This window comes from Microbulbifer maximicatervae (SeqCode) (assembly GCF_052468095.1).
Genome location: NZ_CP174332.1, coordinates 4,530,947 through 4,553,446, shown reverse-complemented (window position 1 = coordinate 4,553,446; position 22,500 = coordinate 4,530,947). Strand labels below are relative to the sequence as shown.

The window sequence follows — 22,500 nt, the reverse complement described above, 5'->3', positions numbered from 1 at the left end:
AATGTCGAAGGAAGTAGGTCTTGAGTAGTACGACATCAATAGCAAGTGTTTGTAATGAAGATAATAAGTGCGCAAACTGCTGTACACAGTTGTTAGGTCCCCATTGTTATGCTTGTGGTCAGCCCGTTAAAGGTATGGTGCGGAATTTTTCATCTGTAATCGGTGATTTCTTAGATACCTTATTGGCGTTTGACTCCAGAACATGGAAAACCATACCTGCGCTATTCTTCCGACCAGGATTTTTAACAACAGAGTATTTTTCTGGTCGTCGTGTTCGATATGTAAGCCCTGTACGGCTATTTATTTTTCTCTGTATCACTAGTCTTTTTGTAACTCGTTTGAGTGGAGACTGGACAATCAATTTTACGGATGTTGATCCTTCAAACGAAGGACCTCAGTTAGAAGCGTCGGGTGTCGACCTCCTTTTGCAGGCGGATCGGCCAGTACATACTGAAATTCCTGAACGAAAAGGCCTGCTAGGAGAAATTAAGAAGGCTGAAATAAGCCTTATCGAAGCTAAAGAGGAGGTTGAAGAAGGTATTAAAAGAGGTATTAAAAATGAGATTGTTAAAGGCAGTAATGAGGGGCGAATAATTTCTCAAGAGGATTCGGAGCCGGTTTGGCAGTCATCAGCCAATGATCCAGATAATAAATTGATAAGAATGGATATCAAAGGCCTGCCAAAGCCCATGCAAGACTGGATGGATGCCAAGATTGAAAATGCCAACCAGAATATTAAACAAGTTACTGAAAATCCAAATCGGTTCAAGAAAGCATTTCTTAAGACGCTTCCTTATGCACTGTTAATCATGTTGCCAATGTTTGCCATGATGTTATGGGTGCTCTATATCTTTAAGCGTCGACTATATATGGAACACTTAATTGTAGCTTTGCATAGTCATGCTTTTATATTTCTAAGTATCCTGATTGGAAATATCTTATATATGCTAAGTGTTAACATGGTTGGGTATACTGCTATAACGTTAGCTTTAGAGGCCCTGATAACCTTATTGATTTTTTGGGTTCTGGTTTATCTCCTTTGGATGCAAAAGCGTATATATAGGCAAGGCTGGTTTGTAACCTTTTGTAAATATTCAGTATTGGGGATGACTTACTTGTGTTTATTATCAATTGGGGCGGTTTTTGCCATTGTTTGGAGCTTGGCTGGATTGTAATAACGGTTTTAGCGATATAAATTGATGGACATTTAAAGTTTACAGTTATATATAGTCGGAAGATATAGTGGGTAATAGAAGTCGAAAGGAAACGTCGGTAGATAGGCAAGATTATTGCTCTAACTGTAATACAATTTTATTGGGGCATTTCTGTTATGGCTGTGGACAGTCAGCAGAAGGTATTGTGAGACGCTTATCAAGTGTAATTAGAGACTTTCTAAATACCCTTGTGGCATTTGATTCACGCTTATGGAAAACACTGCCGGCTTTACTGTTATCCCCAGGATTTTTAACGATAGAATACTTATCTGGAAGGCGAGCACGATATGTAAGCCCGGTAAAGCTGTTTATCTTTCTTTGCGTAAGCGCCTTTTTTCTGATTCGTATTAGTAGTGATTGGAGTATTGCTCAAGCGCAGCCTATCCGCACTAGCGATAATGTTGTCGCCAAAATGGCTCCGTCGTCCACAGGTGAGACAGAAAAACAATTTGACTGGGATTTACCTGGTGGCAGGAAATTGGACATTCGTGGAGCAGAAAATAAGCAAGAAGTATGGTCGATATCTTTTAATCGGGTACTCTCAATTATTGAAGAAAAAGTCTATACCGTAGAATTTATGCCGCAGTCATGGCGTCATTGGTTTGATATCGAATTCAAAAAGGCGAGAAGTAATATTGAGCGAGTGTCGGAAAACCCTACAATCTTTGCTAAGGCTTTCTTCGGATCTCTTCCTACAATGCTGTTACTTATGCTACCAATATACTCAGGTATATTGTGGTTACTTTATGCGTGTAGAGAAAAATTGTACATGGAACATGTTATTGTATCGCTCCATAGCCATGCATATGTGAGCCTAACGTTGTTGCTAGGAACTGCTATTTTTCTCTTGCAAGAACTTGTTGAGCCTTTGTTCTTGGTGGAAATTTTATGTTATGGGGTTTTGCTACTGCTTTTCCTGTGGATGCCAATAAATTTACTAGTGATGCAAAAGAATATTTATAAAGAGGGGTGGGTCTCGACCTGTATTAAATTCTCGGCTTTAAATTTTGTTTATCTGCCACTAATTATACTCTGTACGGTAATGGCCGCATTTTATAGTTTGGCTGAATTATAAATTTCTGGTTATTCCAATTTGTGATTCTTGATCCAGCTGCGTAATTTTGTTATTTATAATTGTATGATAGATGGATTTCTATTCTAATTGTTATTAGAGATACGCGGTTTGAAGGTGTTTGTTTTTTGTTTTCATTCAATAGAAAGCAAAATTAATGCCCGCCAGAATTTTACTGTCTCCATAGATATTCATTAAGCACAGTTTACAATCGCTCTGCCCATAAATTCAGTCTAAGTTACATGAATCTGGATGGGTAAATTTATAGGTGTATTCACTTAAATGGAGGGCGTTATGTTTAAATCTATATTGCGTGTAGTTATCTTAGGGATTTTAGCTTCTAGCAGTTATGCAGATCCAATTCAAGATTTAAGTATGCAAAACTATGAAGCGGGTTGGTTTCCAAATTATTGGCAGGGGCAGGGTCCACTGACATGTCGTCGGACTTGTGCAATTTGGGTTGGAGGGGTGCCTGAGTCAGAGGTTGCTACTGACCTGATAGATGATTTTGAATCTACCAGTGTTTGTAAGGTAACTCGCGACCCTGAAATAATCGAGAAACCTGTCAATGACCCATCATCTCACTGGCTCTATGGCAATCAGTTTGACGATAAGTCGGTTTGCTATGTCGGAACTCCTTATGGTGTCAAAGAAGATGATCACTATATGTGTCTGTGTGTATGTAATAAACCTGACCTGATAGTGAGCCAAATCTATGATCCGATCTGGAATCCTGGAACCGGGCAATCCATCATCGTAGTCGATATCACTAATATAGGTGCTCTTGCAGCGCCAATCAGCCAGGCTCGCCTTTTAGATATTGATACACTAGCCAACGATGTACAGGCGACGCCTGCAATTCCAGCAGGTGGCACTGTAAGTATTGTATTTACTTTGGGTTACTGGGTTTTTGATCCGGATGCGGTTTTAGAGGTAACTGCTGACTTTACCAATCTCGTCGATGAGTGTAACGAAAATAACAATACACTGACTTATGCCGAGCAAGGGTAGTAGTAGATAGGGGGAGAGCTCCCGGAACTAAGCCGTAGGGAGCTTTGAGATACTAAATAAGATCAGCTCGAAAGAAACACATTAATAACCTGGCAGCTTTCTTTATCCACCGCAGCATTAGGCTGTTCATTACCGACTGTTTGCTCCCCTGGTATTTTAGGTAGCACGAGATACATTCGTGGATAGTCTCGGACTATATAATCTTTTTTATCTGCACTCAGCCAAGGGTATTCAGCGGCAATGGCTGTTACTCCATGGAGTAAAGCGATACCATCTGTGCAACTATTAGGAGTAGTAGCTGTGGTGAGCATGGCAAAAGCTAATGAAGAGAAGTTCATAATCTCTGCTATCCCAATGGGTCTTCAGACTGACGTTATGTTTATTCTGGGGACAGTATAGCTGAGCTTGATTATGAGCAACAGATAGCTCTATTAAAGCGGCCAGGCGAAGCTGGCCATCTTCTGAACTATGCGTGCTCTACAGAGGTCTCTTCGACTTTCTCCCAGAGGCGTGTCTCTGTCGGACTAATTAATTTGGACAAAAGATTCGGGGCCACAGAGGTTAGCCCAATAAAACCAACTATCACACGGAAAATAAATGAGTCAAGCCAGTAGATAAGGCCTATTAACAGTATTGCTATCACAAGTGACGGTAGAGTGGCTTGCAAACGAGACCGCTGAATATGCTGATAATCCATTGTCTCAGGTAGTTGTTTCTCGATACGTTCTAATGCGTGCGCTTTTACTGTTTGATTTAAGAACTCAACAGAATGGGTCTTATCCTCGTGCTTGATATTTATTACATCCGAATTGTGGTCACTGCTAAGTGAACTTATTTCATTGAGAGGGATTCGGGCTGCGGTCTCAGGTTTACACAAGTGATATATTTCTTCAGGGGATTTCCCCGCTTGGTAGGCAGATTGAGCAGTTAAAGCCTGCTTTTTCGGGATATCAAAATAGACGAGTTCATCTCCTTCTAAGGCGACGAGGTAGTTATCATCGATATCAAGCCAGGACGTCTCAGTATAAAAGCCCTCGGGTAGTGCTTTTTTTGATTCCCTTACAAACAAGAAGCTTAAAATCCAATATAAGACGAGGCAGATACCTATAGTGATAGGTGCTGCTTGAATCAGGTTTCCTACAGGTGTGTTACTTTCGATGTCTCTTTGAGCATTCTGCGCCAATACATGACCGTAGATGTCGCCCTCTGGAAACCATACTTCGATAGGTTGACCTTGTTCATATTGACTATAAATTACTTTTGAAACCTCTGCGGAGGATTCGAAGTCCTCATCTTCATAGTTAAACTGATAGTCAATATAGTAATTTGTACGATAGCGCTTTTTACCTTTGCGGCCCCGGTACTCTTCTTCCTCCTCTCTTAACGCTACTACTTCAGCATCTAGAGCTTGATGATCTTCGACCCAACTTAATGATTCATTGTTGGCACGAGAGTAATAGTTTGACAGAAAGTAAGTCAGAATAAGGAAAACTAAAATACATGCTGTACGTACCATCGATTTTCTTTTTTGTCCGGGGGACTTTTGTAACGCCATTTAATACATCCTTACTGTATTTCTTGTGCTTTAGGTATTGGTACTTTTGGAGTAATAATTTTTTTATAGAGTGGAAACTTGGTGTGGGTGAAAAATACAACTGCAGTTTGTTTGGTGAATAAAACTGAAGGTTAACTCTAAATTAATTTTTATTACTTGACCGGCATCATGGTTGGTCCATTTGCATATTGAGTACTTTCTTAAAGATTGTTTTTTCTTAAGTAAAACTTCCTACTTAGGATAAGAGCTGACCAATGTGGTACAAATGATTTAGATAATACGAACCTTACAAATATTGAGTAGCTGAATGGCAGAGTTTTAATTGCTGTGGGATTTGGACTGACTAGCTAATCTTCTGCCAGCCTTATGAGATTGGGTGGTTCAGTTTCATGGAGGTAGTTCTATGTTGAACGAGTTCAGGTGAAGTACCAATGTCGTTTTGTGTCGTAAATGTGTCATAGCAGACGTACCCATTGGAGTACAATTCCCTGTGTGGAGGAGATGCTATGACCAAGAAGATAGGTTTTTTTGTTGCTGATGGATTTCAGGCGTTAGACCTCTTTGGGCCCTTGGATGCCTTTATGGAGACTAATAGTTTCGTTAGTGAGGCCTATACAAGTCGTTTGATAGGTTTAACCAATGCATCAGTTAAAACCGCGTACGGCCAAGCCCTATCAGTGGATTTTGATATTTACCAGGATAGGGAAATTGATTACCTGGTCATTACTGGCGGTACTGGGATGCGGCAGCTCCGCTTAAGCCCTAAGCAGGTAAATGCGCTGCGTGCAATCGCAGACAAAGCAGAGCGTGTCTTGAGTATCTGTACAGGTGCATTCTTACTAACAGATATATTTCCGGAACAAAAGCACCGTATTACCACTCACTGGCGGCATTGCCGGCAGCTTGCCGAGCAAGCAGTCAATTATCAGGTTGAGCAGGACCCCTTATTTATTGAAAGCGGAAAACTGTGGTCTTCAGCGGGAATTCTATCTGGAGTCGACTTGGCCTTGGAAGTGATTCGCCAGGATTATGGCAATACTATTGCGGCCAGCGTGGCTAAAGATCTGGTCGTTTATCTGCAGCGTAGGGGAGGGCAGTCACAGTACTCTGATCTGCTTAAAGTGCAATCCAGCGACAGTATGAGGCTCAATCCCCTATTGGAGTGGCTGTCGGAGAATTACCAGAAATCAATCAGCGTTTCCGATATGGCGGAACGTATTTCTGTTAGCGATCGCCAGTTAACTCGCTTGTTCAAACAACATCTTAATAGCACCCCCGGACATTATCTAAACCAACTCCGTTTAAACCGGGCGCGGGATTTAATCACCTGTGAATCAGCAAGCCTTGTTCAGGTAGCTCGGCAGGTGGGGTTTGCAAGCTATGATAGCTTTCGCCGAGCTTTTTATGGCCAATTTGGTGTGTCCCCCTCATATTTCAGTAGGAATCGTTAAGCCGCGCTCTCACAAGTGTCTTAGCTTTAAGAGTGCGCCGAGATTGAGAGCTATTCCATTACCACTCGACGCAGATCTTGCCAAAGTGCGACCCGCTGGCCTGGTACTCAAATGCCGCAGCCAGTTCCTCCATAGGGTAAGTCTTATCAATCACTGGCTGTATCTGGTTGGCTTCCAATGCGGTGACATATTCCCGTTGATCCCTACGGCTTCCAACGATCAAGCCCTGTAACCGGGCCTGCTTGGCCATTAACAGTGCTGTGGGCACTTCTCCCGAGCGGCCGGTTAAAACACCAATCAATGAAATATGGCCGCCAACTCTTACTGAATGGATTGATTGCTCTAGTGTACCGGGGCCACCGAGCTCAATAATATGGTCAGCACCCTTGCCTTCCGTCAGCTCCATAACCTTTTTTGACCACTGTGCATGGGTGCGATAGTTGACGCCATGATCGGCGCCTAATTTTTTGGCGCGCTCCAGTTTCTCATCGGAAGAAGAAGTAACAATAACTTTGGCGCCCAGTATTTTGGCAATCTGAATTACCGTAATAGATACTCCGCCAGTTCCTAGAGTCAATATTGTGTCGCCAGGTTTTACCTTGCCATCTACTACCAATGCCCGCCAAGCAGTAAGGCCCGCGGTAGTAATGGTTGCCGCCTGAGCGTGGCTCCAGCCTTTTGGGGCAAGGGTAAAAGCGCTCTGATCGCGCACAACAAACTCAGCGGCCATCCCATCGATACCGTCACCAGGCGTATTGGCAAAGTTACCCACGGAAGCCATAGGCGTACCTGCTGGCCACTGTGGGAAAAAGCACGACACAACAGAATCGCCGACCTTAAAATCGGTAACTCCCTCACCAACTGCATCCACGATACCGCCGCCATCAGACATCAGAATGCGGCCGTCTTCTGTGGGAATACTGCCATTGGCAACCAAAAGATCATGGAAGTTGAGGGAGGAAGCTTTAATTGCAACGCGGATTTGGCCTGGGCCGGGTGCTCCCGGGTTAGCGATGTCGCTAACCGAAATATTTTCTAGTCTGCCTGGTGCTTTTAGTGTCAACGCCTTCATAGTTTTCCTTCCTTTTCTTAATTCATTAATCCTTTAGGGGCTAAATATTTTTAGTATGCTTGATAGATATGGAAAGTGATAAATTTAATTGAAAAAATACGCCTTTTGACTACTCAATTGAGTTCGCTAGATAATACTAATTTGAAGGTATCGTTGCTAAAAAATATTAACACGATAAATTTTACAGAATTATAGTTGTGTGTATTGTGATATAACTATGTGTTAATTTTGAAATTTATAGGAAGTTGGGGCTGATTATCAGATGGTTTAAAAGTATATTGAGTTTCATTAAACTTAAGAATGCTCTTAAATAAAGATGGGGTGATAGCTTTCAGTATATCACCCACTTGGAAGGTAAGTGTTAATAGGTTTTTTTGGAGGGGTTGATAATTGCTTGAAGTGGAGGGAGGTCCTCCCCTTTACTTACCTCTTCTTCATATACACCCTTTAACGCTTCTAAAGCTTCGTTGTAGAAAAATAGCAACTCTGAAACGTTCTCCGGGTCCCTCAGCGTTTCAGAATCAAGTAGCGCTTTATAATGGTTTACAGTTTTAAAGACTGCCTGCAATGAGGCAAGTAGAGTTTCATTATCGATAACTGGCATTTTTAATTTTACTTCTCTGTTTTTCAATGTTTATCATTAATTGGTTGAGCAACAGTTTAAAGTTTTGTACTGACATTGGGCGGTCTGGAACTATGGAATAATGAATAGCATCAAATGCGCCATTGTAGTCGTCTTGGATGATAAGGATGCCTAATGGAATTTTTGTGCCTTTTGGAATCTCAATATATTCCCATTTTTTCCCTTTGAATGTGTTTGGTTTATTAAATAAAGATGTACCTTGGGCTTTCCACATACTTGAGGAGTTTTTTTGATAAACTTTAGGAATAATAAAGTCTACGCCATTTTGATTTTCTACTGTAACATCGGCGGGTCTGAATTCCCCACTCCTTATTTCTCTGCGAGTAAAGTCTGGGTAGAGGGGGTTTTCGCAGGGTTGATCAGTGCGTGAAGCTCGCCATAAGAACAATGATAAGTCTTTTTCACTGTCGTAAATTCTTTCTAAAGCGTCAATTTTGGCAAAAAAAGTCTTTACATTGCCATCCCTAATTTTTTGTTCCTTCAAAGTTAATTCCTTTGTCTGTTGGCTGCAGGAAAGTAGTTTGTATACTTTCGTTTAAGGCTGAAGATCTACATTATCCTTCTAGCATTTTAACGAGTAAAGTGAGGGAAATTACAATCTATATCACTTGTCAAAGCGAAGAGGTTGATAAATTGATAATGCCAGAGAGGGAATAAACGACAGGTCAGTCGTTGGTTAAAATCGGGAGTCAAGCTAACTTGAGAAGATTAGTGGGGCTAATCACATTTAGTTGATGGAAAATGGTGGGCCCTCCGGGACTCGAACCCAGGACCTGCCGATTATGAGTCGGATGCTCTAACCAACTGAGCTAAGGGCCCACACATTGCTTGCGAGGATCGTTGCAAGCGGTTGGGAAAAGTACAAGATTTTCCCTTGCAAATCAATGCCTTTGTTAGCACTCAAAGCCGATATGGGCAAATTCTAGAAATCTTCTTTTCCTGTTGCTCAAGCTTTCGCCAACAACTGATCTTTATGGAATAGATGCTCACCTTGAGAGAGCTGCCAAACAGCTTAATTGGTTCGAGTGTCTTAACTAGAGACTTTAATTGGTACAGATGTCTTATTTATGCGAAATGGAGGCCAAAATCTCATACTAAAGTATTTAAATCGACAGTTTGGGGATAAGAATACAGCACCAAACCAGGAATGCAGCGAAGAGGGCGACGGCCACGGCGGCGGAGCCCGTGTCTTTGGCAATCTTGGCCAGCGGGTGTTTCTCGGGGCCGATGCGGTCCACGGTCGCCTCAATAGCGCTGTTGATAAGTTCGATTGGGAGGACAAACATCACGGCTGCAATCAATATGGCGCGCTCAGTAGGTGTCTCCCCGGCCCAGAGTGCGAGAGGCACCATTAGGCAGGCGGCAATCACTTCCTGGCGAAAAGCTTCCTCATTGCGCCATGCAGCGACGAGCCCCTGACTGGAGTAGCTAGTGGCAGCCAGGAGGCGAGCAAACCCCTTCTTGCCGGGCTTGTTGGCAAGCTCTTCAGATTTTTCCTGCTTATTCGCCATTTCTTTTTGCATGCTTATCTCCTGCTTTCACTAAGCCTGCGCGGGGAGGTCATCTTTATGTCACAAAAAAAAGCCCGGTTGAACCGGGCTTTAGTCTAGCGCTTACTCGTCGAGGAAGCTGCGTAAATGCTCCGACCTGGAGGGGTGTCGCAGTTTGCGCAATGCTTTCGCTTCGATCTGACGGATACGCTCGCGGGTTACGTCAAACTGTTTGCCCACCTCTTCCAGAGTGTGGTCGGTATTCATATCAATACCGAAACGCATACGCAGTACCTTGGCTTCACGGGCGGTGAGGCCGGAAAGCACGGAGCGGGTGGCGTCGTGCAGGCCAGTTTGAGTGGCGGTATCCACCGGCGAGGATTGATTTTGATCCTCGATAAAGTCACCCAGGTGGGAGTCTTCGTCGTCGCCGATAGGCGTCTCCATGGAGATTGGCTCTTTAGCGATCTTGAGGACTTTGCGCACCTTGTCTTCCGGCATTTCCATGCGCTCGCCCAGTTCTTCCGGAGTGGGTTCGCGACCCATTTCCTGCAGCATCTGGCGGCTGATACGGTTGAGCTTATTAATAGTCTCAATCATATGTACCGGGATACGGATGGTGCGGGCCTGGTCCGCAATAGAGCGGGTAATGGCCTGGCGAATCCACCAGGTGGCATAAGTGGAGAACTTGTAACCGCGGCGGTATTCGAACTTATCCACAGCCTTCATCAAGCCGATGTTGCCCTCCTGGATCAGGTCCAGGAACTGCAGGCCGCGGTTGGTGTACTTCTTGGCGATAGAGATAACCAGACGCAGGTTGGCTTCGACCATCTCTTTCTTGGCGCGGCGTGAACGGGCCTCACCAATGGACATGCGGCGGTTGATCTCTTTGATCTGGCCTACGTCCAGCTTGGCGCGCTCCTGGAACTGAGCCAGTTTGCGCTGGGCGCGAACAACTTCGTCTACGACGTGGCGCAGGGCATCGGAGTAATCGCGCTTTTTCTTGATGATTGCGGGAATCCAATCATCATTGGTCTCGTTGCCGGGGAATTCCTTGATAAAGGTCTTGCGCGGCATGCGGGCGCGTTTGATACACATGGCCATAACCACGCGCTCTTGCTCGCGCACGCTGTCGAGTACGTAGCGAACTTCGCCGTACAGCGGGTCAAACTGGCGGGGAGCCAGTTTAAAGAAGCGGAATACATCGCCAACGGCTTCGAGGGCCTGGCCAGCTTCTTTGGAATCGCGGCCGTGGGCGGCGATGGCCTCGTCGGCAGCTTTTTGTGCGGCGATCAGCGCGTTCATGCGCTCGGCGAGCTCTTCGGGGTCGATACCGCCGGTAGCTTCCTCTTCTTCTTCGCTGCTGTCGTCATCGCTGTCGTCGTCTTCGGCGTCGTCATCGGAATCTGATGACTCCGGCGCGCTGGCAGCGGCGGCTTGGCCAGCCTGGGCTCCGGGCGGAACCTCGTCGGCGGGGTCGAGCCAACCAGAGATAATATCGGGGATGCGGCGCTCTTCTTTCTCGATCAGAGCGTACTCATCGATGATCTGCTGCACTGCACCCGGCCAGTAGGCCAGGGCGGCCATCAGTTCGCGCAGGCCCTCTTCGATACGCTTGGCAATGGCGATCTCGCCTTCGCGCGTGAGCAGCTCTACGGTGCCCATTTCGCGCATATACATGCGTACTGGATCGGTAGTTCGGCCTACGTCGGACTCTACGGCTGCCAGGGCAGCGGCAGCTTCGGCTGCGGCGATTTCATCAGCGGAGCTGTCGCCTTCAGCCATCAACAACTCTTCGGCATCCGGTGCGGTTTCAAACACCTTGATGCCCATGTCGTTGATCATGCCAATAATGTCTTCCACCTGATCGGGATCGGAAATATCTTCCGGTAGGTGGTCATTTACCTCGGCATAGGTCAGATAGCCCTGCTCTTTACCGCGGGCGATCAGTTCCTTAATGCGGGACTGTTGCTGGGTTTTGTCGGTCATGCACAACCCTGAATTCTGGGAATGAAAATACGGGACAAAGACGCGGGATTATAGCGTATTTGCACTAGCAATAACCACTCTAGCTGTCAAGTAACGGCGTAGGTGCGATGTTTAGGGTGCTGGGGTTCCCGATCCCGCCCGGCGGGGGTGAGTGAATATAGTGCTGAGCCCGCAGTTTTCAAGGGGTTGGCGCTTATTAATTCTGCTTTTTTCGCCAATTGGCTAATAGAGCCAGTTGTTCTTCGGGGCTCAACTGGGCGCTGTTCTTAAGTTGATCGAGTAAATCGCGGTTGCGCTGTTTGTCTGCAGCTTGTTTCAGGCGCAGCAGACAGTCGTTAAATTCGGTGTGCGGATCGTATTCCAGGTTGCTGTCATCCTGGGCGAGTTGCCGCGCGACCGATACCAGTGGAGAAATAGCGAGCTTGGCCAGGGTATCGCAAGATTCTGCGCTGTGGTGTGCACGCCAGTGGCCGATCAATTGATAGAAATTTAATTGGGGGCGGCTTTTGTACAGCTCTACCAGCTGGATAAACAATGCCAGGTCTGCATTGCCCTTGATGGGGAACTGCTGTGGATTTTCGATTTGTGCTGCCAGCTCCGGATGGTGCAATAGCAGGGCGATCAGCATGCGCTCTGGCGGCAGGAGATATTGGCTCTGGCGGCGCGGACTGTCGTAACTCGGTGCTGCACTTTCACTGAAGTTGTTGTCGCGCTGCCAGGGTTCCGGCGGTGTGCGGTGCTCCAGGTCCTCGTGAGGGGAATGTGCTTGGCTTGGCTCTCCCGGTGCAGCTGTAGGTTGCGGGTGGGGCTGTTGCGGCGCGCGAGCTTTTTCTGTGCGGATAACCTCTTGCAGGGTTTCCTTGTCGAGCCCGGTACGCGAGGCCAGTTGTTGGAACATCAGCTGGCGGTAGACGCCATCGGGCAGCAGGTCCAGCAGGGGAGCGGCGAGTTTGGACAGGCGCGCGCGGCCATCCATGGTCTGCAGGTTGATATCTTCGCTCAGTAGGTCGAAGAGAAAGTCTTCCAGCGGTAGGGATTGCTCTTTGATTAACTGCTGGAAACGTTCACCGCCCAGTTGGCGTACCAGGGTGTCCGGGTCCTCGCCTTCCGGCAGCAGCAGGAAGCGCAGGCTGCGCCCGTCCTGCATCTGCGGCAGGGCCGACTCCAGAGCACGGCGGGCGGCAGCGCGGCCGGCGCGGTCGCCGTCGAAGCAAAACAGCAGTTCCGAGGTGTGGCGGAAGGCGAGTTGAATATGGTCTTCGCCACAAGCGGTGCCCAGGGTGGCGACGGCGCAGCGGATATCGAACTGGGCCAGGGCTACCACATCCATATAGCCTTCAACCACAATCAGGCGTTCTAAATTGCGGTTGGCCTGGCGCGCTTCCCACAGGCCGTAGAGTTCGCGGCTCTTGTGGAAAATCGGGGTTTCCGGGGAGTTCAGGTACTTGGGTTTGTCGTCGCCCAGTACCCGCCCGCCAAAGGCGATGGCGCGCCCGCGCTGGTCGCGGATCGGGAAAATAATACGGTTGCGGAAGCGGTCATAGTGGTGGCGCGCGTTGGGCTTGGTGTTGCCATCACTGTCCTGGCGGCGAATGGCCAGGCCTGCCAGTTCCAGTTGATCCGCTTTCTCGGGGGTATCGGCTAATGCATTGAGCAGGTTGTCCCAGCCGGGGGGCGCAAGGCCGATACCAAAGTCCCGGGCAATCTCACCGGAGAGGCCGCGATTACGCAAGTAGGCCACCGCATTGCCTGCGGCGGGGTGGTTACGCAGTTGTTCACGGTAGTAGTCGGCGGCTTTCTCTGTGAGCTGGTAGAGAGATTGACTCTCCCGCTGGCGCTTTTCTTGCCCCGGTGCCAGTTGTTCCCTGGGAACTTCCAGTCCACGGGAGGCCGCGAGTTTTTCCACCGCTTCTGGGAAGGGCAGGCGGTCGTACTCCATGAGGAAGCCGATGGCATTGCCATTGGCGCCGCAGCCGAAGCAGTAATAAAACTGCTTGTCCGCACTCACGGTAAACGATGGGGTTTTCTCGTCGTGGAAGGGGCAGCAGGCAGAGTAGTTTTTGCCGGTTTTACGCAGCTTGACCCGGCTGTCCACCAGCTCGACGATATCTGCCCTTGCGAGCAGATCGTCGATAAAGTGCTGGGGTATCTTGCCGGCCATGGGAATTCGCTCAGCTTAGGCCAGTTGGGCCTTCACCAGTTTGCTCACCGCGCCCATATCTGCACGGCCCTGCACCTGGGGTTTAACCTGGGCGATGACTTTGCCCATATCCGCCATGCTGTTGGCACCGGTGTCTTTGACGGCGGAGGCAACGATATCGGTGATCTCAGCTTCGCTCAGCTGCTTCGGCAGGAATTCCTGGATAACTTCAATTTCAGCCTGCTCTACTGCTGCCAGCTCAGCCCGGCCAGCTTTCTCGTACTGGGTAATGGAGTCGCGGCGCTGCTTGGTCATTTTGTCCAGCAGGGCAAGGATGCGGGCGTCATCCAGGTCGATTCGCTCGTCGACTTCAACGCGTTTGATCTCGGCGTTGATCAGGCGCAGGGTGGCCAGGCGCTCTTTGTCTCGCGCTTTCATTGCGTCTTTAGTGGCTTGAGTCAGGGTTTCCTTGAGAGTGCTCATAGTGAGTGTTCCGAGATTGTTGGCAATGAATTTTGGATCAGGGGCTTAGGATAGCTTGTCTGTTGGGCGGGGGAAATGCGTTAGCCCAAACGAAAAACGGCGCGCGAGTATGGCTCGCACGCCGTTCTTTATAGCTCCGCTACGGGCTAAGCCCGTCCGGCCGCCTCGCTGCGACAGGCTTATGCAGCCTGCGGCTCTTAGTAGAGACGCTGGAACTTGCGGTTTTCGCGCTGAAGCTTTTTAGCGTGACGCTTTACAGCGGCAGCAGCTTTGCGCTTACGAACAGCGGTGGGCTTCTCGTAGAACTCGCGACGACGTACTTCAGACAGTACGCCTGCTTTTTCACAGGAGCGCTTGAAACGGCGCAGGGCGATATCGAAAGGTTCGTTGTCTTTGATTCGTACAGAGGGCATTAGGATACCTGTTAAAATTCGTTTCTCTCGGCCATTCCGGCAATGCTCTCGCAGTTGCATCCGGTGGCCGGTTCACAGCGAGGGCGCAAATTCTAAACACTCCTATACGGGATCGCAACCCCATTTTCCAGTATGATAACCACCCCTCGAAGTAGTCACGAGAATGAGATCAAGTGCGCGTCCTTGGTATAGAAACTTCCTGCGATGAAACTGGCGTCGCTATTTACGATTCTGAGTCCGGTTTGCTCAGCCATGCCCTGTTCAGTCAAGTGGACCTGCATGCCGATTATGGCGGCGTAGTCCCCGAGCTGGCGAGCCGCGATCATGTGCGCAAACTCTTGCCGCTGATTCGCCAGGTAATGAAGAAGGCCGAGACCAGCCCTTCAGACCTCAATGGTATCGCCTATACCGCGGGCCCCGGTCTGGTGGGAGCGCTGATGGTCGGGGCCTGCGCGGCCCGTGCACTGGCCTATGGCTGGGATGTCCCGGCGGTGGCGGTGCACCATATGGAAGGCCACCTGCTGGCCCCAATGCTGGAGGATAATCCGCCCGCCTTTCCTTTTGTGGCCCTGCTGGTGTCCGGCGGACACACCCAGCTGGTGGAGGTGCGGGGGCTCGGCGATTACGAATTGATGGGTGAATCCCTGGATGATGCCGCCGGCGAGGCCTTTGATAAGGCCGCCAAAATGCTCGACCTAGATTATCCCGGTGGCCCGCGTTTGGCTGCCCTGGCGGAGAAAGGAGACCCCAAACGTTTTACTTTCCCCCGTCCCATGACTGATCGACCGGGATTGGACTTCAGTTTTTCAGGCCTTAAAACCTTTACCCTGACAACAGTGCGTAAGCACGCCCTCGATGATGGCTTGCCGGACGAGCAGACCTGCGCAGATATCGCTGCGGCTTTTCAGGAGGCGGTAGTGGATACCCTGGTGATTAAGTGTCGTCGCGCTATTAAGGCCTCCGGTTATAAAATCCTGGTGATTGCTGGTGGGGTTTCAGCAAATAAATTGTTGCGTGAGCGTTTGGAAGCGAGCCTGCGCAAGGACGGTGCCAGTGTCTACTATCCGCGCCATGAGTTCTGTACTGATAACGGCGCTATGATCGCCTACGCCGGTAGTTTGCGTTTAAAAGCCGGGGAGCAGACGAGCCTTGCGGTAGATGTGCGCCCGCGTTGGCCTATGACAGAATTGCCCAAGACCGAACTTTAAAAATCCCAGGGATAGCCTGGCAGTAAAAAGAAAAGAGCCGATTAATGGATATTGTTTATATACGGGATTTAAAGGTAAATACCATTATTGGTATTTACGACTGGGAGCGGGAAGTGCGCCAGACGGTCAGCCTCGATTTGGAGATGGCTTTCGATATCAGTGAGGCGGCGCGCACAGACAATATCGAGTACACACTTAACTATAAGGCGGTGGCCAAGCGCTTGATCGCTTTTATTGAAAGCAGTGAGTTTCTGTTGGTGGAGACCATGGCAGAACAGGCTGCGGCAATTGTCAGGGAAGAGTTTTCTGTAAGCTGGCTGCGACTGCGCTTGTCCAAGCCGGGTGCGGTCAGAGGGTCCAGGGATGTGGGTGTCATTATTGAGCGCGGCGAGAGGCCGGTAAAAGGTGCAGCAGCGATGTCTGCGGGAGTGTAAACGTGGCTCAGGTGTATCTCAGCCTCGGCAGTAATATCAATCGCGCGCAATATATCCGCGCAGCGCTGGACGCCCTCGCCGGGCAGTTTGGCGAATTACAGGTGTCCCGGGTCTTCGAAAGTGAAGCGGTGGGTTTTCAGGGTGATAACTTTTACAACCTGGTGGTGGGGTTGGAAACTGACTTGCCGGTAGGGCAGCTGGCCCTTTGTCTGCGCGGTATCGAAGATGCTAATGGCCGCTTGCGCTCCGGGCCCAAGTTCAGCGCACGAACCCTGGATATTGATATTCTCACCTATGATCACCTGACTGGCACTGTCGACGGGGTGAAATTACCGCGAGGTGAGATTGTAAAAAATGCCTTTGTTTTACAGCCTCTGGCAGAGATAGCTCCAGAAGTATTGCATCCGGTCGAGCAAAAAACTTACCGTCAGCTGTGGAATGAGTACGACCAGGATTCGCAAAAATTGTGGCCGGTAGAACTTATTTGGCCGTGATTCAAATAAATTTTTTAAAAAATGTAGACAAAAAAGCAGCCCTTTGCGGCTGCTTTTTTGTTAGGAATAATTAACTTAGGCTCATTAGCGCTTCTTTGGTGAACGGAGTGATTTCCTCCGCGCGATCTTCACGCACCTTGGCGAACCAGTGTGGGTCTTGTAATAGAGCGCGGCCAACGGCAATCAGGTCGAACTCCTGGTTGTCCATACGGCGGGTCAGTTCGGCTAAATCGGTAGGATTGGCAGTGCCGCCCATGCCCTGGTTATTGCCGCCGATAAAATCATCGTCGAGGCCGACACTACCAACAGAAATTACCGGTTTTCCCGTCAATTCCTTGGTCCAGCCTGCCAGGTTGAGATCAGAACCCTCAAATTCTGGCACCCAGAAGCGTCTTGTAGAGGCGTGGAAAATATCAACGCCAGCTTCAACTAGCGGTGTTAGGAAGCGTTTCAGTTCTTCAGGGTTTTGCGCCAACTTGGCTTCGTAATCCTGCTGCTTCCACTGGGAGTAGCGCAGCACTATGGCAAAGTCTTCGCCTACGGCTTCACGTACCGCTTTGATAATTTCTACTGCAAAGCGGGTGCGATTTTCGATGGAACCACCGTACTCGTCATCGCGTTGGTTGGTACCTTCCCAGAAAAACTGGTCGATCAGATAGCCGTGGGCGCCGTGGATCTCTACGCCGTCAAATCCAATTTTCTTGGCTGCTTTCGCCGCGTCAGCAAAAGCTTGTACAACTTCTTGGATATCCTCTTTGCTCATCGCCTGGCCATTGGGCTTGCCGGGTTTGAACAGGCCTGAGGGGGAGTAGCCGGGCACTGATTTATCCGGGCCTATGCCCTCTTTGCGCACGGAGCCTACGTGCCATAACTGCGGGATAATCTGGCCACCGGCAGCGTGTACTTCGTCTACCACTTTTTTCCAGCCGGCGAGAGCGGCCTCACCGTAGATTGCCGGAACATTCTCGTAGCCGTTTGCGGCTTTATGATTAACGAAGGTGCCTTCGGTAATAATTAGTCCCACTTCACCTTCAGCTCGGCGGCGGTAATAACCGGCCACATGGTCATTGGCTGAATAGCCTGGTGACATAGTGCGGGTCATGGGGGCCATTGCGACCCGGTTGCGCAGCTTTAGGGATTTATGCTCGAAAGGACGCAGTAGGTTGTCCAGGGAACCACTCATATTTCTCTCCTGAATGTCTCGATTCAACACTGGGACTCACTGGTCCCACTAGGTCACAATTAAAACGGTTGCGTTATAAGACCTTATTTTAAGGTTGAGTTCAATATCTGGTTTCGTATTGCAACTCTTTTGCCGGTATACTAGGGGTATGTCACGTAAACGCTTTGATGATCTCGATTGCTCCCTGGCTTGCGCCCTAAATGAGGTGGGGGACTGGTGGTCCCTGCTGATAATTAAGCAGGCGATGCTGGGTACCCGCCGTTTTGTGGATTTCCAAAGAAACCTGGGAATTGCCAAAAATATCCTTGTGGATCGGTTATCACGTCTGGTGGATAACGAGGTGCTGGTACGCTTTGATGCGGGTGAACACGGTACTCGCTACGAGTACCGCTTAACGGAAAAAGGCCGGGACCTGTTTACGGTGGTAATCGCCCTGCGCCAGTGGAATCTGCGCTGGAACGGCAATAAAGATGGGATGCACCTGGTCGATAAAAACAGTGGTGAGCCTATCTCCGAAGTGGCTGTTCAGAATGCCCAGGGACAAAAACTCAGTATTCGCGATGTATTATTTGTGGATGAAAATGGCCAGCCCCTAGAGCAGGCTGGCTAGCTGGCTTTTTGAGGGGCTCTATCAATCCTGGCTCTTGGACAGCAGTCTGATTATGTCCAGAGCCCTGCCCGGCTCCCAACGCATAACAGAGACAACGCCGTGCATGGCCAGTAGGCGCTGGTCTATTTCCCCTTTCTCCTGAAGCTTGTGTAATTTCTCTGTGGCCTCGGTAAAGCCGCGCTGCTCATAAGTGAGTAGTAATTTGACGGTCTGCTCCACCGGAGTGATTTGGCGTGGAACAGGGGTATACCCCATCGCGCTTACCATACTCTCAGCCGCCAGCCAGGTGGACCAGGGGTTTTGCCCGGTAATAAGCTGGCCATCCACGCTGACTTGTTCCAGGTAAGTGGGCCCAGCCTGAAAAAACGCGCCTTGCTCACGTAAGCGATCCTCAAGCAGGAATGGAAATCGTTGCTCGGCGTCAGGGATAAGAAAAAGCTCCTCTTCGTTAGTAAAAGCACTGATCTGCCGATCGGCGATTAAGGGCTTGCCATTATCCAGGGTGACATTGGCAAGGGCTGCTGGCCCGTGGCATACCGCTCCGATAATTTTGCCGCTGTTATAGATTTCCCGCACCAGGGACTGAATATGGGGATTGTCGGGGAAATCAAACATGGTGCCTTTACCGCCGACAAAAAATACGGCCTGGTAATCTTCTGCTGATACCTGATCGATAGGAATACTGTGATTGACCTTTTGTTGTGCCTCCGGGTCATTGAGAAAGGCATAGTCGAAAGGCCCCAGATCATCTTTATCGATCACCGCAGGCGGTTTGCCGCCTTTGGGACTGGCAATATCGACAATAAATCCGTTGGCTGAAAAGATGTAATAGGGGCGTGCCAGTTCAGTTAATTCATAACCAGTCGCCTTGCCACTATCTCCCATCGTTTCAGTACTGGTGACAACAGCTAAGATTTTTCCTCGGCTTTCCCTGGGTAATTGTTGTAAATACGGCAGGTCACTTACTGTCGTAGTGGAAAAGTCCTGCTCTTGGGGTGGAATTAGGCCCTTAACCCAAATAATAAAACCAAAAAATACGGACAAAGTCAGAGCCAGGGAAATAACAATTTTCTTCAACATATTAATCTCCAAAATTACAGTAGCAGACGGGAAATCTTCTAGTGAGTTCGTAGGAGAATAAGGGATGGAAGGTGAAAATCAGGTGAGATTGCAATTGCTATTTAGGAAAAAAGAAAAAGCTGCGCTTGAGATCGTATAAGGTATGGATGCTGATTCACTGTGCATCTCGAGCGCATACGGTAAAAATTTGAATCTTAGAACGCTACTGTGTAAAAGATAGAGAGCACTGATAAATATTTTTTTTACACTGGATAGAGATGGTCCAATTTAAGGCTTCACAGATTCTCTTGGCCAGGAAAAGGCCTTGACCAATGCCGTCACTGCCTTCCCTTTTTTGGCCGGGTAAGAGGGAGGTTTTAAGATCTAATTGGTTGTCTGTGGCGTTCTCAAAAAAGAGTGTGTCCCCCTTATAGGTAATAACCAATTCAGGGCTGGTAGCGTGCTGTAATGCATTGCTGATCAAGTTGTCGAAGAGCAGACTTACCAGGTGTCGATTGGCCAGGACTCTGACTTTGTGCCCTAACTTTAAATCAACATTAAAATGCTTTTGTACAATTAACTGGTGTTGAGCTAAAAGACGTTCCTCTAGTAAAGCGCACAATGGGATATCTTCCGACTGTAGAGACTCAGAGCGGGCGAGGGCTAATAGTGTCTTAACGGTTTTTTCCATACCGGTAACAGTTTCTAATAGCTCATTTTTCTCAGCTAAAGTCATTTCCCGATTTTGACTGAGAGCCAGTGTGCTTTTCAGAATGGTTAGCCCGGTGCGCAACTCATGGCTTGTATCCCGGGTAAACTCAGTTTCCCTGCGCAATGTTAGCTTGAGCTGGTTAAGTGTATCTTGCAACGTACTTGCGAGATAACCAATTTCATCTTGTTCATTGTTATAGGGCAGGGAAATTTGAGAATCGCAGTTTCTCTGCTGCTGAACTGCTTTAGCAAGGGTTACTACAGGAGCGATGGTTTTACGGGAAATACGAAAAGCACAATAGAGGGCTAAGAGTAGGGTCAAGATACAGGCGCTGGCAAAGAGCCAAAGAAGTTTTGAAGATTGTCGCGTAACAGTGAGCAATTCACTGACTTCAGCTACGAGAACGGCGGAATGGTTGTCCGGAAAATGTACTCTGCGTAAATGGAAGTGATGTTCAGTATCACTAAACCACTCAGCCTTTTCTGCATAGCTTGGTAGGGCAGTGCGCAGTTCGGCCGGAATTATTTTGCTTTCAGTGTATAGCGTTAAATAGGGTAGGCGTGGCTCTGGGGTCGCATTAGTCAGTCTTGCCTGCTGTTCGAGGTAGCGGACTTCTCCGGCCAATAAGTTATCGAGTAAATGATCTTCAACTACATAGGCCACCATCATACAAATGGCAAAAAACACCAAGCATAGCAGCAGGGTAAAACTGCCAAAAATAGCGAAGACCTTCCTCTGTAAATTACTGGTTTCGCGCATTGGGAGTTTCCAACTGATAACCGAGATTGGTGATGGTTTTTAACATAGGGGCCTGGAAAGGCTTATCCAGTGTTTGGCGAAGACTATAAATGTGGGATTTTAAGGCGTCTGTTTCTGGGGGTTCATCACCCCAAATATGGTGGATTATTGCCGAGCGGCTTACTGGTGCTGGCGACGCCTGGGCGAGCATAGTGAGAATGCGAAAACCGATAGTTGTCAGGGGCAGAGGTTGTTTATCCCGGTAGGCCGTTTGCTGGCGCTGGTTTATCTGTAAATCACCGACCTTAATTTCTTCACTGGTATGCAGCTGGTGTCTACGTGCCAGGGCGCGGCATCTCAGTATCAGTTCCCTTGGTTCGAAGGGCTTACATAAGTAGTCATCGGCACCGATACCAAATCCGCGTTCTTTATCTGCGAGAGCATCTCGGGCAGTTAACATCAGGATTGGCATGTTAACTGGCGCTTGTGCCTTGATCTTTTCGCAGACCTCCAAGCCGTCCATATCCGGCAGGCCCAGGTCGAGAATGATCAGGTCGAAGATTTGTTCCAGGGCCAGCTGTAAGCCCTGGCGACCCCGGTGGGCATAATCTATCTGCCAGTCCTCAGCATGTAGGAATTCGGCAAGCTGGCGGGCGATAGTGGGGTTATCTTCAATCAACAATATCTTCAGTGAGCGCACCGGCAAATCTCTTGTGGCAGAGGAAGTTACAAAACATTCTGACAGAGTGCCGGTGAAATTGAAGTGAAGCCCCGTTGTTGAACTGTTTTAGGTATTGGTTGGACTGCTCTAGATATTGAGGTTGCGGCCGCCGTCAACGGCAATAACCTGACCGTTGATATAGGGGGCATCACAGGCAAGGAAGCGCACGGTCTTGGCGATATCACTGGGGTCACCGGTTCGAGCCAAAGGAATGCGCTGGGTGATTTTTGCTTTCTTGGCTTCGTTAGTTGCCTCTTGTTCTGGCCAAAGAATGGCACCGGGGGCGACTGCATTGACCCGAATCTGGGGCGATAGCTCCAGAGCGAGGCTTTTTGTCAGCATTACCAGCCCAGCCTTGGCGGCGCAGTAGATAGTATGCTTGGGCATCGGGCGCTCGGCGTGAATATCCGCCATATTAACAACGCAACCCAGCTGTTGGCTGAGTGTTTCTTTCAGGGCCTGAGTGAGAAAGAAGGGGGCTTTGAGGTTGCTGCCTACCAGCCGATCCCAGTCCTCCTCGGTTGCACTTCCCACAGGTGTGGGGTGAAATGCTGAGGCATTGTTGACCAGAACATCAATACCGCCCCAGGCCTCTTGTGCACGTTGGGCCAGATTGGAACAGGCTTCGGCGCTATTCAACTCACTGTGCAACGCTATGGCAGAGTTGGGGCGACGTTGGTTCAGCTCGTTTGCCAGGGCCTTGGCAGCATCAGCCGAGTTGCGATAGTGAATAACAACTCTGTGATCTCTATGCAGCTCTTCAGCAATAGCACGGCCCAGGCGTGCGGCGGCACCGGTAATCAACACA

Annotated in this window: 23 protein-coding genes and 1 tRNA gene; 8 read left to right on the top strand and 16 right to left on the bottom strand. The window is 48.8% G+C overall.

Annotated features, from left to right (window positions below):
* The first annotated feature begins 20 nt into the window (after positions 1 to 20).
* From ACJJIL_RS20280 to ACJJIL_RS20270, 3 genes are all read left to right on the top strand, one after another.
* Positions 21 to 1,175: a DUF3667 domain-containing protein gene (locus tag ACJJIL_RS20280; RefSeq protein ID WP_445360620.1), complete on the top strand. Its 1,155-nt coding sequence runs from the start codon at positions 21 to 23 to the stop codon at positions 1,173 to 1,175.
* A 67-nt stretch (positions 1,176 to 1,242) separates the two neighbouring features.
* On the top strand, positions 1,243 to 2,289 hold the full coding sequence (locus ACJJIL_RS20275) for a DUF3667 domain-containing protein (protein WP_445360619.1): 1,047 nt from the start codon (positions 1,243 to 1,245) through the stop codon (positions 2,287 to 2,289).
* Between the two features lie 291 nt (positions 2,290 to 2,580).
* Entirely contained in the window at positions 2,581 to 3,297 is a 717-nt protein-coding gene (locus ACJJIL_RS20270) for a CARDB domain-containing protein (RefSeq protein WP_444926549.1), read from the top strand.
* Positions 3,298 to 3,359: 62 nt separating this feature from the next.
* Here the strand turns inward: ACJJIL_RS20270 and ACJJIL_RS20265 are convergent, their stop codons facing one another.
* Together ACJJIL_RS20265 and ACJJIL_RS20260 are read right to left on the bottom strand one after the other, a co-directional pair.
* Positions 3,360 to 3,635 carry a hypothetical protein gene (locus tag ACJJIL_RS20265; RefSeq protein WP_413664215.1) on the bottom strand — a complete coding sequence of 92 codons (276 nt, stop codon included), beginning with the start codon at positions 3,633 to 3,635 and terminating at the stop codon, positions 3,360 to 3,362.
* Positions 3,636 to 3,763: 128 nt separating this feature from the next.
* A complete protein-coding gene (locus ACJJIL_RS20260) occupies positions 3,764 to 4,852 on the bottom strand; it encodes a hypothetical protein (protein ID WP_445360618.1) in 1,089 nt (362 codons plus the stop codon).
* A gap of 506 nt (positions 4,853 to 5,358) precedes the next feature.
* Here ACJJIL_RS20260 and ACJJIL_RS20255 point away from each other — a divergent pair.
* The gene (locus ACJJIL_RS20255; protein WP_282934496.1) at positions 5,359 to 6,303 is read left to right on the top strand and encodes a GlxA family transcriptional regulator; all 945 of its coding nucleotides are present in this window, start codon (positions 5,359 to 5,361) and stop codon (positions 6,301 to 6,303) included.
* A gap of 58 nt (positions 6,304 to 6,361) precedes the next feature.
* Here the strand turns inward: ACJJIL_RS20255 and ACJJIL_RS20250 are convergent, their stop codons facing one another.
* The 9 genes from ACJJIL_RS20250 to rpsU form a co-directional block, all read right to left on the bottom strand.
* Positions 6,362 to 7,375 (bottom strand): zinc-dependent alcohol dehydrogenase family protein, encoded by a 1,014-nt coding sequence (locus ACJJIL_RS20250; protein ID WP_445360617.1) that lies wholly within the window; start codon positions 7,373 to 7,375, stop codon positions 6,362 to 6,364.
* 361 nt (positions 7,376 to 7,736) lie between these two features.
* Positions 7,737 to 7,979, bottom strand: coding sequence for a hypothetical protein (locus ACJJIL_RS20245; RefSeq protein WP_444914878.1), 243 nt, complete (start codon positions 7,977 to 7,979; stop codon positions 7,737 to 7,739).
* Positions 7,963 to 8,502, bottom strand: coding sequence for a Tse2 family ADP-ribosyltransferase toxin (locus ACJJIL_RS20240; RefSeq protein WP_108731580.1), 540 nt, complete (start codon positions 8,500 to 8,502; stop codon positions 7,963 to 7,965). The genes ACJJIL_RS20245 and ACJJIL_RS20240 overlap by 17 nt, the downstream gene beginning before the upstream one ends.
* A 258-nt stretch (positions 8,503 to 8,760) precedes the next feature.
* Positions 8,761 to 8,837 (bottom strand) — tRNA-Ile (locus tag ACJJIL_RS20235).
* 284 nt (positions 8,838 to 9,121) lie between these two features.
* Positions 9,122 to 9,541: a diacylglycerol kinase gene (locus ACJJIL_RS20230; protein WP_413664222.1), complete on the bottom strand. Its 420-nt coding sequence runs from the start codon at positions 9,539 to 9,541 to the stop codon at positions 9,122 to 9,124.
* Positions 9,542 to 9,631: 90 nt separating this feature from the next.
* Positions 9,632 to 11,497, bottom strand: coding sequence for an RNA polymerase sigma factor RpoD (rpoD, locus tag ACJJIL_RS20225; protein ID WP_444926555.1), 1,866 nt, complete (start codon positions 11,495 to 11,497; stop codon positions 9,632 to 9,634).
* A 196-nt stretch (positions 11,498 to 11,693) separates the two neighbouring features.
* Positions 11,694 to 13,658, bottom strand: coding sequence for a DNA primase (dnaG, locus tag ACJJIL_RS20220; RefSeq protein WP_445360616.1), 1,965 nt, complete (start codon positions 13,656 to 13,658; stop codon positions 11,694 to 11,696).
* A gap of 15 nt (positions 13,659 to 13,673) precedes the next feature.
* Positions 13,674 to 14,120: a GatB/YqeY domain-containing protein gene (locus ACJJIL_RS20215; RefSeq protein WP_108731584.1), complete on the bottom strand. Its 447-nt coding sequence runs from the start codon at positions 14,118 to 14,120 to the stop codon at positions 13,674 to 13,676.
* Between the two features lie 197 nt (positions 14,121 to 14,317).
* Complete coding sequence (gene rpsU / locus ACJJIL_RS20210; RefSeq protein ID WP_020411530.1) at positions 14,318 to 14,533, bottom strand: 30S ribosomal protein S21; 216 nt, start codon at positions 14,531 to 14,533, stop codon at positions 14,318 to 14,320.
* Positions 14,534 to 14,706: 173 nt separating this feature from the next.
* Here rpsU and tsaD point away from each other — a divergent pair, with 173 nt between their 5' ends.
* Genes tsaD through folK form a run of 3 tightly spaced genes read left to right on the top strand, consistent with a single transcriptional unit; the run spans position 14,707 to position 16,669 of the window.
* Entirely contained in the window at positions 14,707 to 15,741 is a 1,035-nt protein-coding gene (tsaD, locus tag ACJJIL_RS20205) for a tRNA (adenosine(37)-N6)-threonylcarbamoyltransferase complex transferase subunit TsaD (RefSeq protein WP_445360615.1), read from the top strand.
* 44 nt (positions 15,742 to 15,785) lie between these two features.
* Positions 15,786 to 16,175, top strand: a complete 390-nt coding sequence (folB, locus tag ACJJIL_RS20200; protein ID WP_445360614.1) for a dihydroneopterin aldolase — start codon at positions 15,786 to 15,788, stop codon at positions 16,173 to 16,175.
* A gap of 2 nt (positions 16,176 to 16,177) precedes the next feature.
* The gene (gene folK, locus ACJJIL_RS20195; RefSeq protein ID WP_445360613.1) at positions 16,178 to 16,669 is read left to right on the top strand and encodes a 2-amino-4-hydroxy-6-hydroxymethyldihydropteridine diphosphokinase; all 492 of its coding nucleotides are present in this window, start codon (positions 16,178 to 16,180) and stop codon (positions 16,667 to 16,669) included.
* Positions 16,670 to 16,739: 70 nt separating this feature from the next.
* Here folK and ACJJIL_RS20190 read toward each other — a convergent pair whose 3' ends face one another.
* On the bottom strand, positions 16,740 to 17,852 hold the full coding sequence (locus ACJJIL_RS20190; protein WP_445360612.1) for an NADH:flavin oxidoreductase: 1,113 nt from the start codon (positions 17,850 to 17,852) through the stop codon (positions 16,740 to 16,742).
* A 148-nt stretch (positions 17,853 to 18,000) separates the two neighbouring features.
* Between ACJJIL_RS20190 and ACJJIL_RS20185 the strand changes: the two genes are divergently transcribed.
* A complete protein-coding gene (locus ACJJIL_RS20185) occupies positions 18,001 to 18,462 on the top strand; it encodes a winged helix-turn-helix transcriptional regulator (RefSeq protein WP_282934464.1) in 462 nt (153 codons plus the stop codon).
* Between the two features lie 21 nt (positions 18,463 to 18,483).
* Here ACJJIL_RS20185 and ACJJIL_RS20180 read toward each other — a convergent pair whose 3' ends face one another.
* The 4 genes from ACJJIL_RS20180 to ACJJIL_RS20165 form a co-directional block, all read right to left on the bottom strand.
* A complete protein-coding gene (locus ACJJIL_RS20180; RefSeq protein WP_445360611.1) occupies positions 18,484 to 19,542 on the bottom strand; it encodes a type 1 glutamine amidotransferase domain-containing protein in 1,059 nt (352 codons plus the stop codon).
* 202 nt (positions 19,543 to 19,744) lie between these two features.
* Entirely contained in the window at positions 19,745 to 20,992 is a 1,248-nt protein-coding gene (locus tag ACJJIL_RS20175; protein WP_445360610.1) for a sensor histidine kinase, read from the bottom strand.
* On the bottom strand, positions 20,976 to 21,671 hold the full coding sequence (locus tag ACJJIL_RS20170) for a response regulator transcription factor (protein WP_444906520.1): 696 nt from the start codon (positions 21,669 to 21,671) through the stop codon (positions 20,976 to 20,978). Before ACJJIL_RS20170 ends, ACJJIL_RS20175 begins: the two co-directional genes overlap by 17 nt.
* A gap of 108 nt (positions 21,672 to 21,779) precedes the next feature.
* Entirely contained in the window at positions 21,780 to 22,499 is a 720-nt protein-coding gene (locus ACJJIL_RS20165; RefSeq protein WP_445362017.1) for a pteridine reductase, read from the bottom strand.
* Position 22,500: the final 1 nt, after the last annotated feature.

Excerpts from the sequence above, each read along its gene's own strand:
- ACJJIL_RS20185 (WP_282934464.1), top strand. The coding sequence starts at position 18,001 with ATGTCACGTAAACGCTTTGATGATCTCGATTGCTCCCTGGCTTGCGCC.
- ACJJIL_RS20215 (WP_108731584.1), bottom strand. The coding sequence starts at position 14,120 with ATGAGCACTCTCAAGGAAACCCTGACTCAAGCCACTAAAGACGCAATG.
- rpoD (WP_444926555.1), bottom strand. The coding sequence starts at position 11,497 with ATGACCGACAAAACCCAGCAACAGTCCCGCATTAAGGAACTGATCGCC.
- rpsU (WP_020411530.1), bottom strand. The coding sequence starts at position 14,533 with ATGCCCTCTGTACGAATCAAAGACAACGAACCTTTCGATATCGCCCTG.
- ACJJIL_RS20270 (WP_444926549.1), top strand. The coding sequence starts at position 2,581 with ATGTTTAAATCTATATTGCGTGTAGTTATCTTAGGGATTTTAGCTTCT.
- ACJJIL_RS20190 (WP_445360612.1), bottom strand. The coding sequence starts at position 17,852 with ATGAGTGGTTCCCTGGACAACCTACTGCGTCCTTTCGAGCATAAATCC.
- ACJJIL_RS20230 (WP_413664222.1), bottom strand. The coding sequence starts at position 9,541 with ATGCAAAAAGAAATGGCGAATAAGCAGGAAAAATCTGAAGAGCTTGCC.
- ACJJIL_RS20255 (WP_282934496.1), top strand. The coding sequence starts at position 5,359 with ATGACCAAGAAGATAGGTTTTTTTGTTGCTGATGGATTTCAGGCGTTA.
- ACJJIL_RS20260 (WP_445360618.1), bottom strand. The coding sequence starts at position 4,852 with ATGGCGTTACAAAAGTCCCCCGGACAAAAAAGAAAATCGATGGTACGT.
- ACJJIL_RS20175 (WP_445360610.1), bottom strand. The coding sequence starts at position 20,992 with ATGCGCGAAACCAGTAATTTACAGAGGAAGGTCTTCGCTATTTTTGGC.
- ACJJIL_RS20250 (WP_445360617.1), bottom strand. The coding sequence starts at position 7,375 with ATGAAGGCGTTGACACTAAAAGCACCAGGCAGACTAGAAAATATTTCG.
- dnaG (WP_445360616.1), bottom strand. The coding sequence starts at position 13,658 with ATGGCCGGCAAGATACCCCAGCACTTTATCGACGATCTGCTCGCAAGG.
- ACJJIL_RS20265 (WP_413664215.1), bottom strand. The coding sequence starts at position 3,635 with ATGAACTTCTCTTCATTAGCTTTTGCCATGCTCACCACAGCTACTACT.
- ACJJIL_RS20180 (WP_445360611.1), bottom strand. The coding sequence starts at position 19,542 with ATGTTGAAGAAAATTGTTATTTCCCTGGCTCTGACTTTGTCCGTATTT.
- ACJJIL_RS20245 (WP_444914878.1), bottom strand. The coding sequence starts at position 7,979 with ATGCCAGTTATCGATAATGAAACTCTACTTGCCTCATTGCAGGCAGTC.
- folB (WP_445360614.1), top strand. The coding sequence starts at position 15,786 with ATGGATATTGTTTATATACGGGATTTAAAGGTAAATACCATTATTGGT.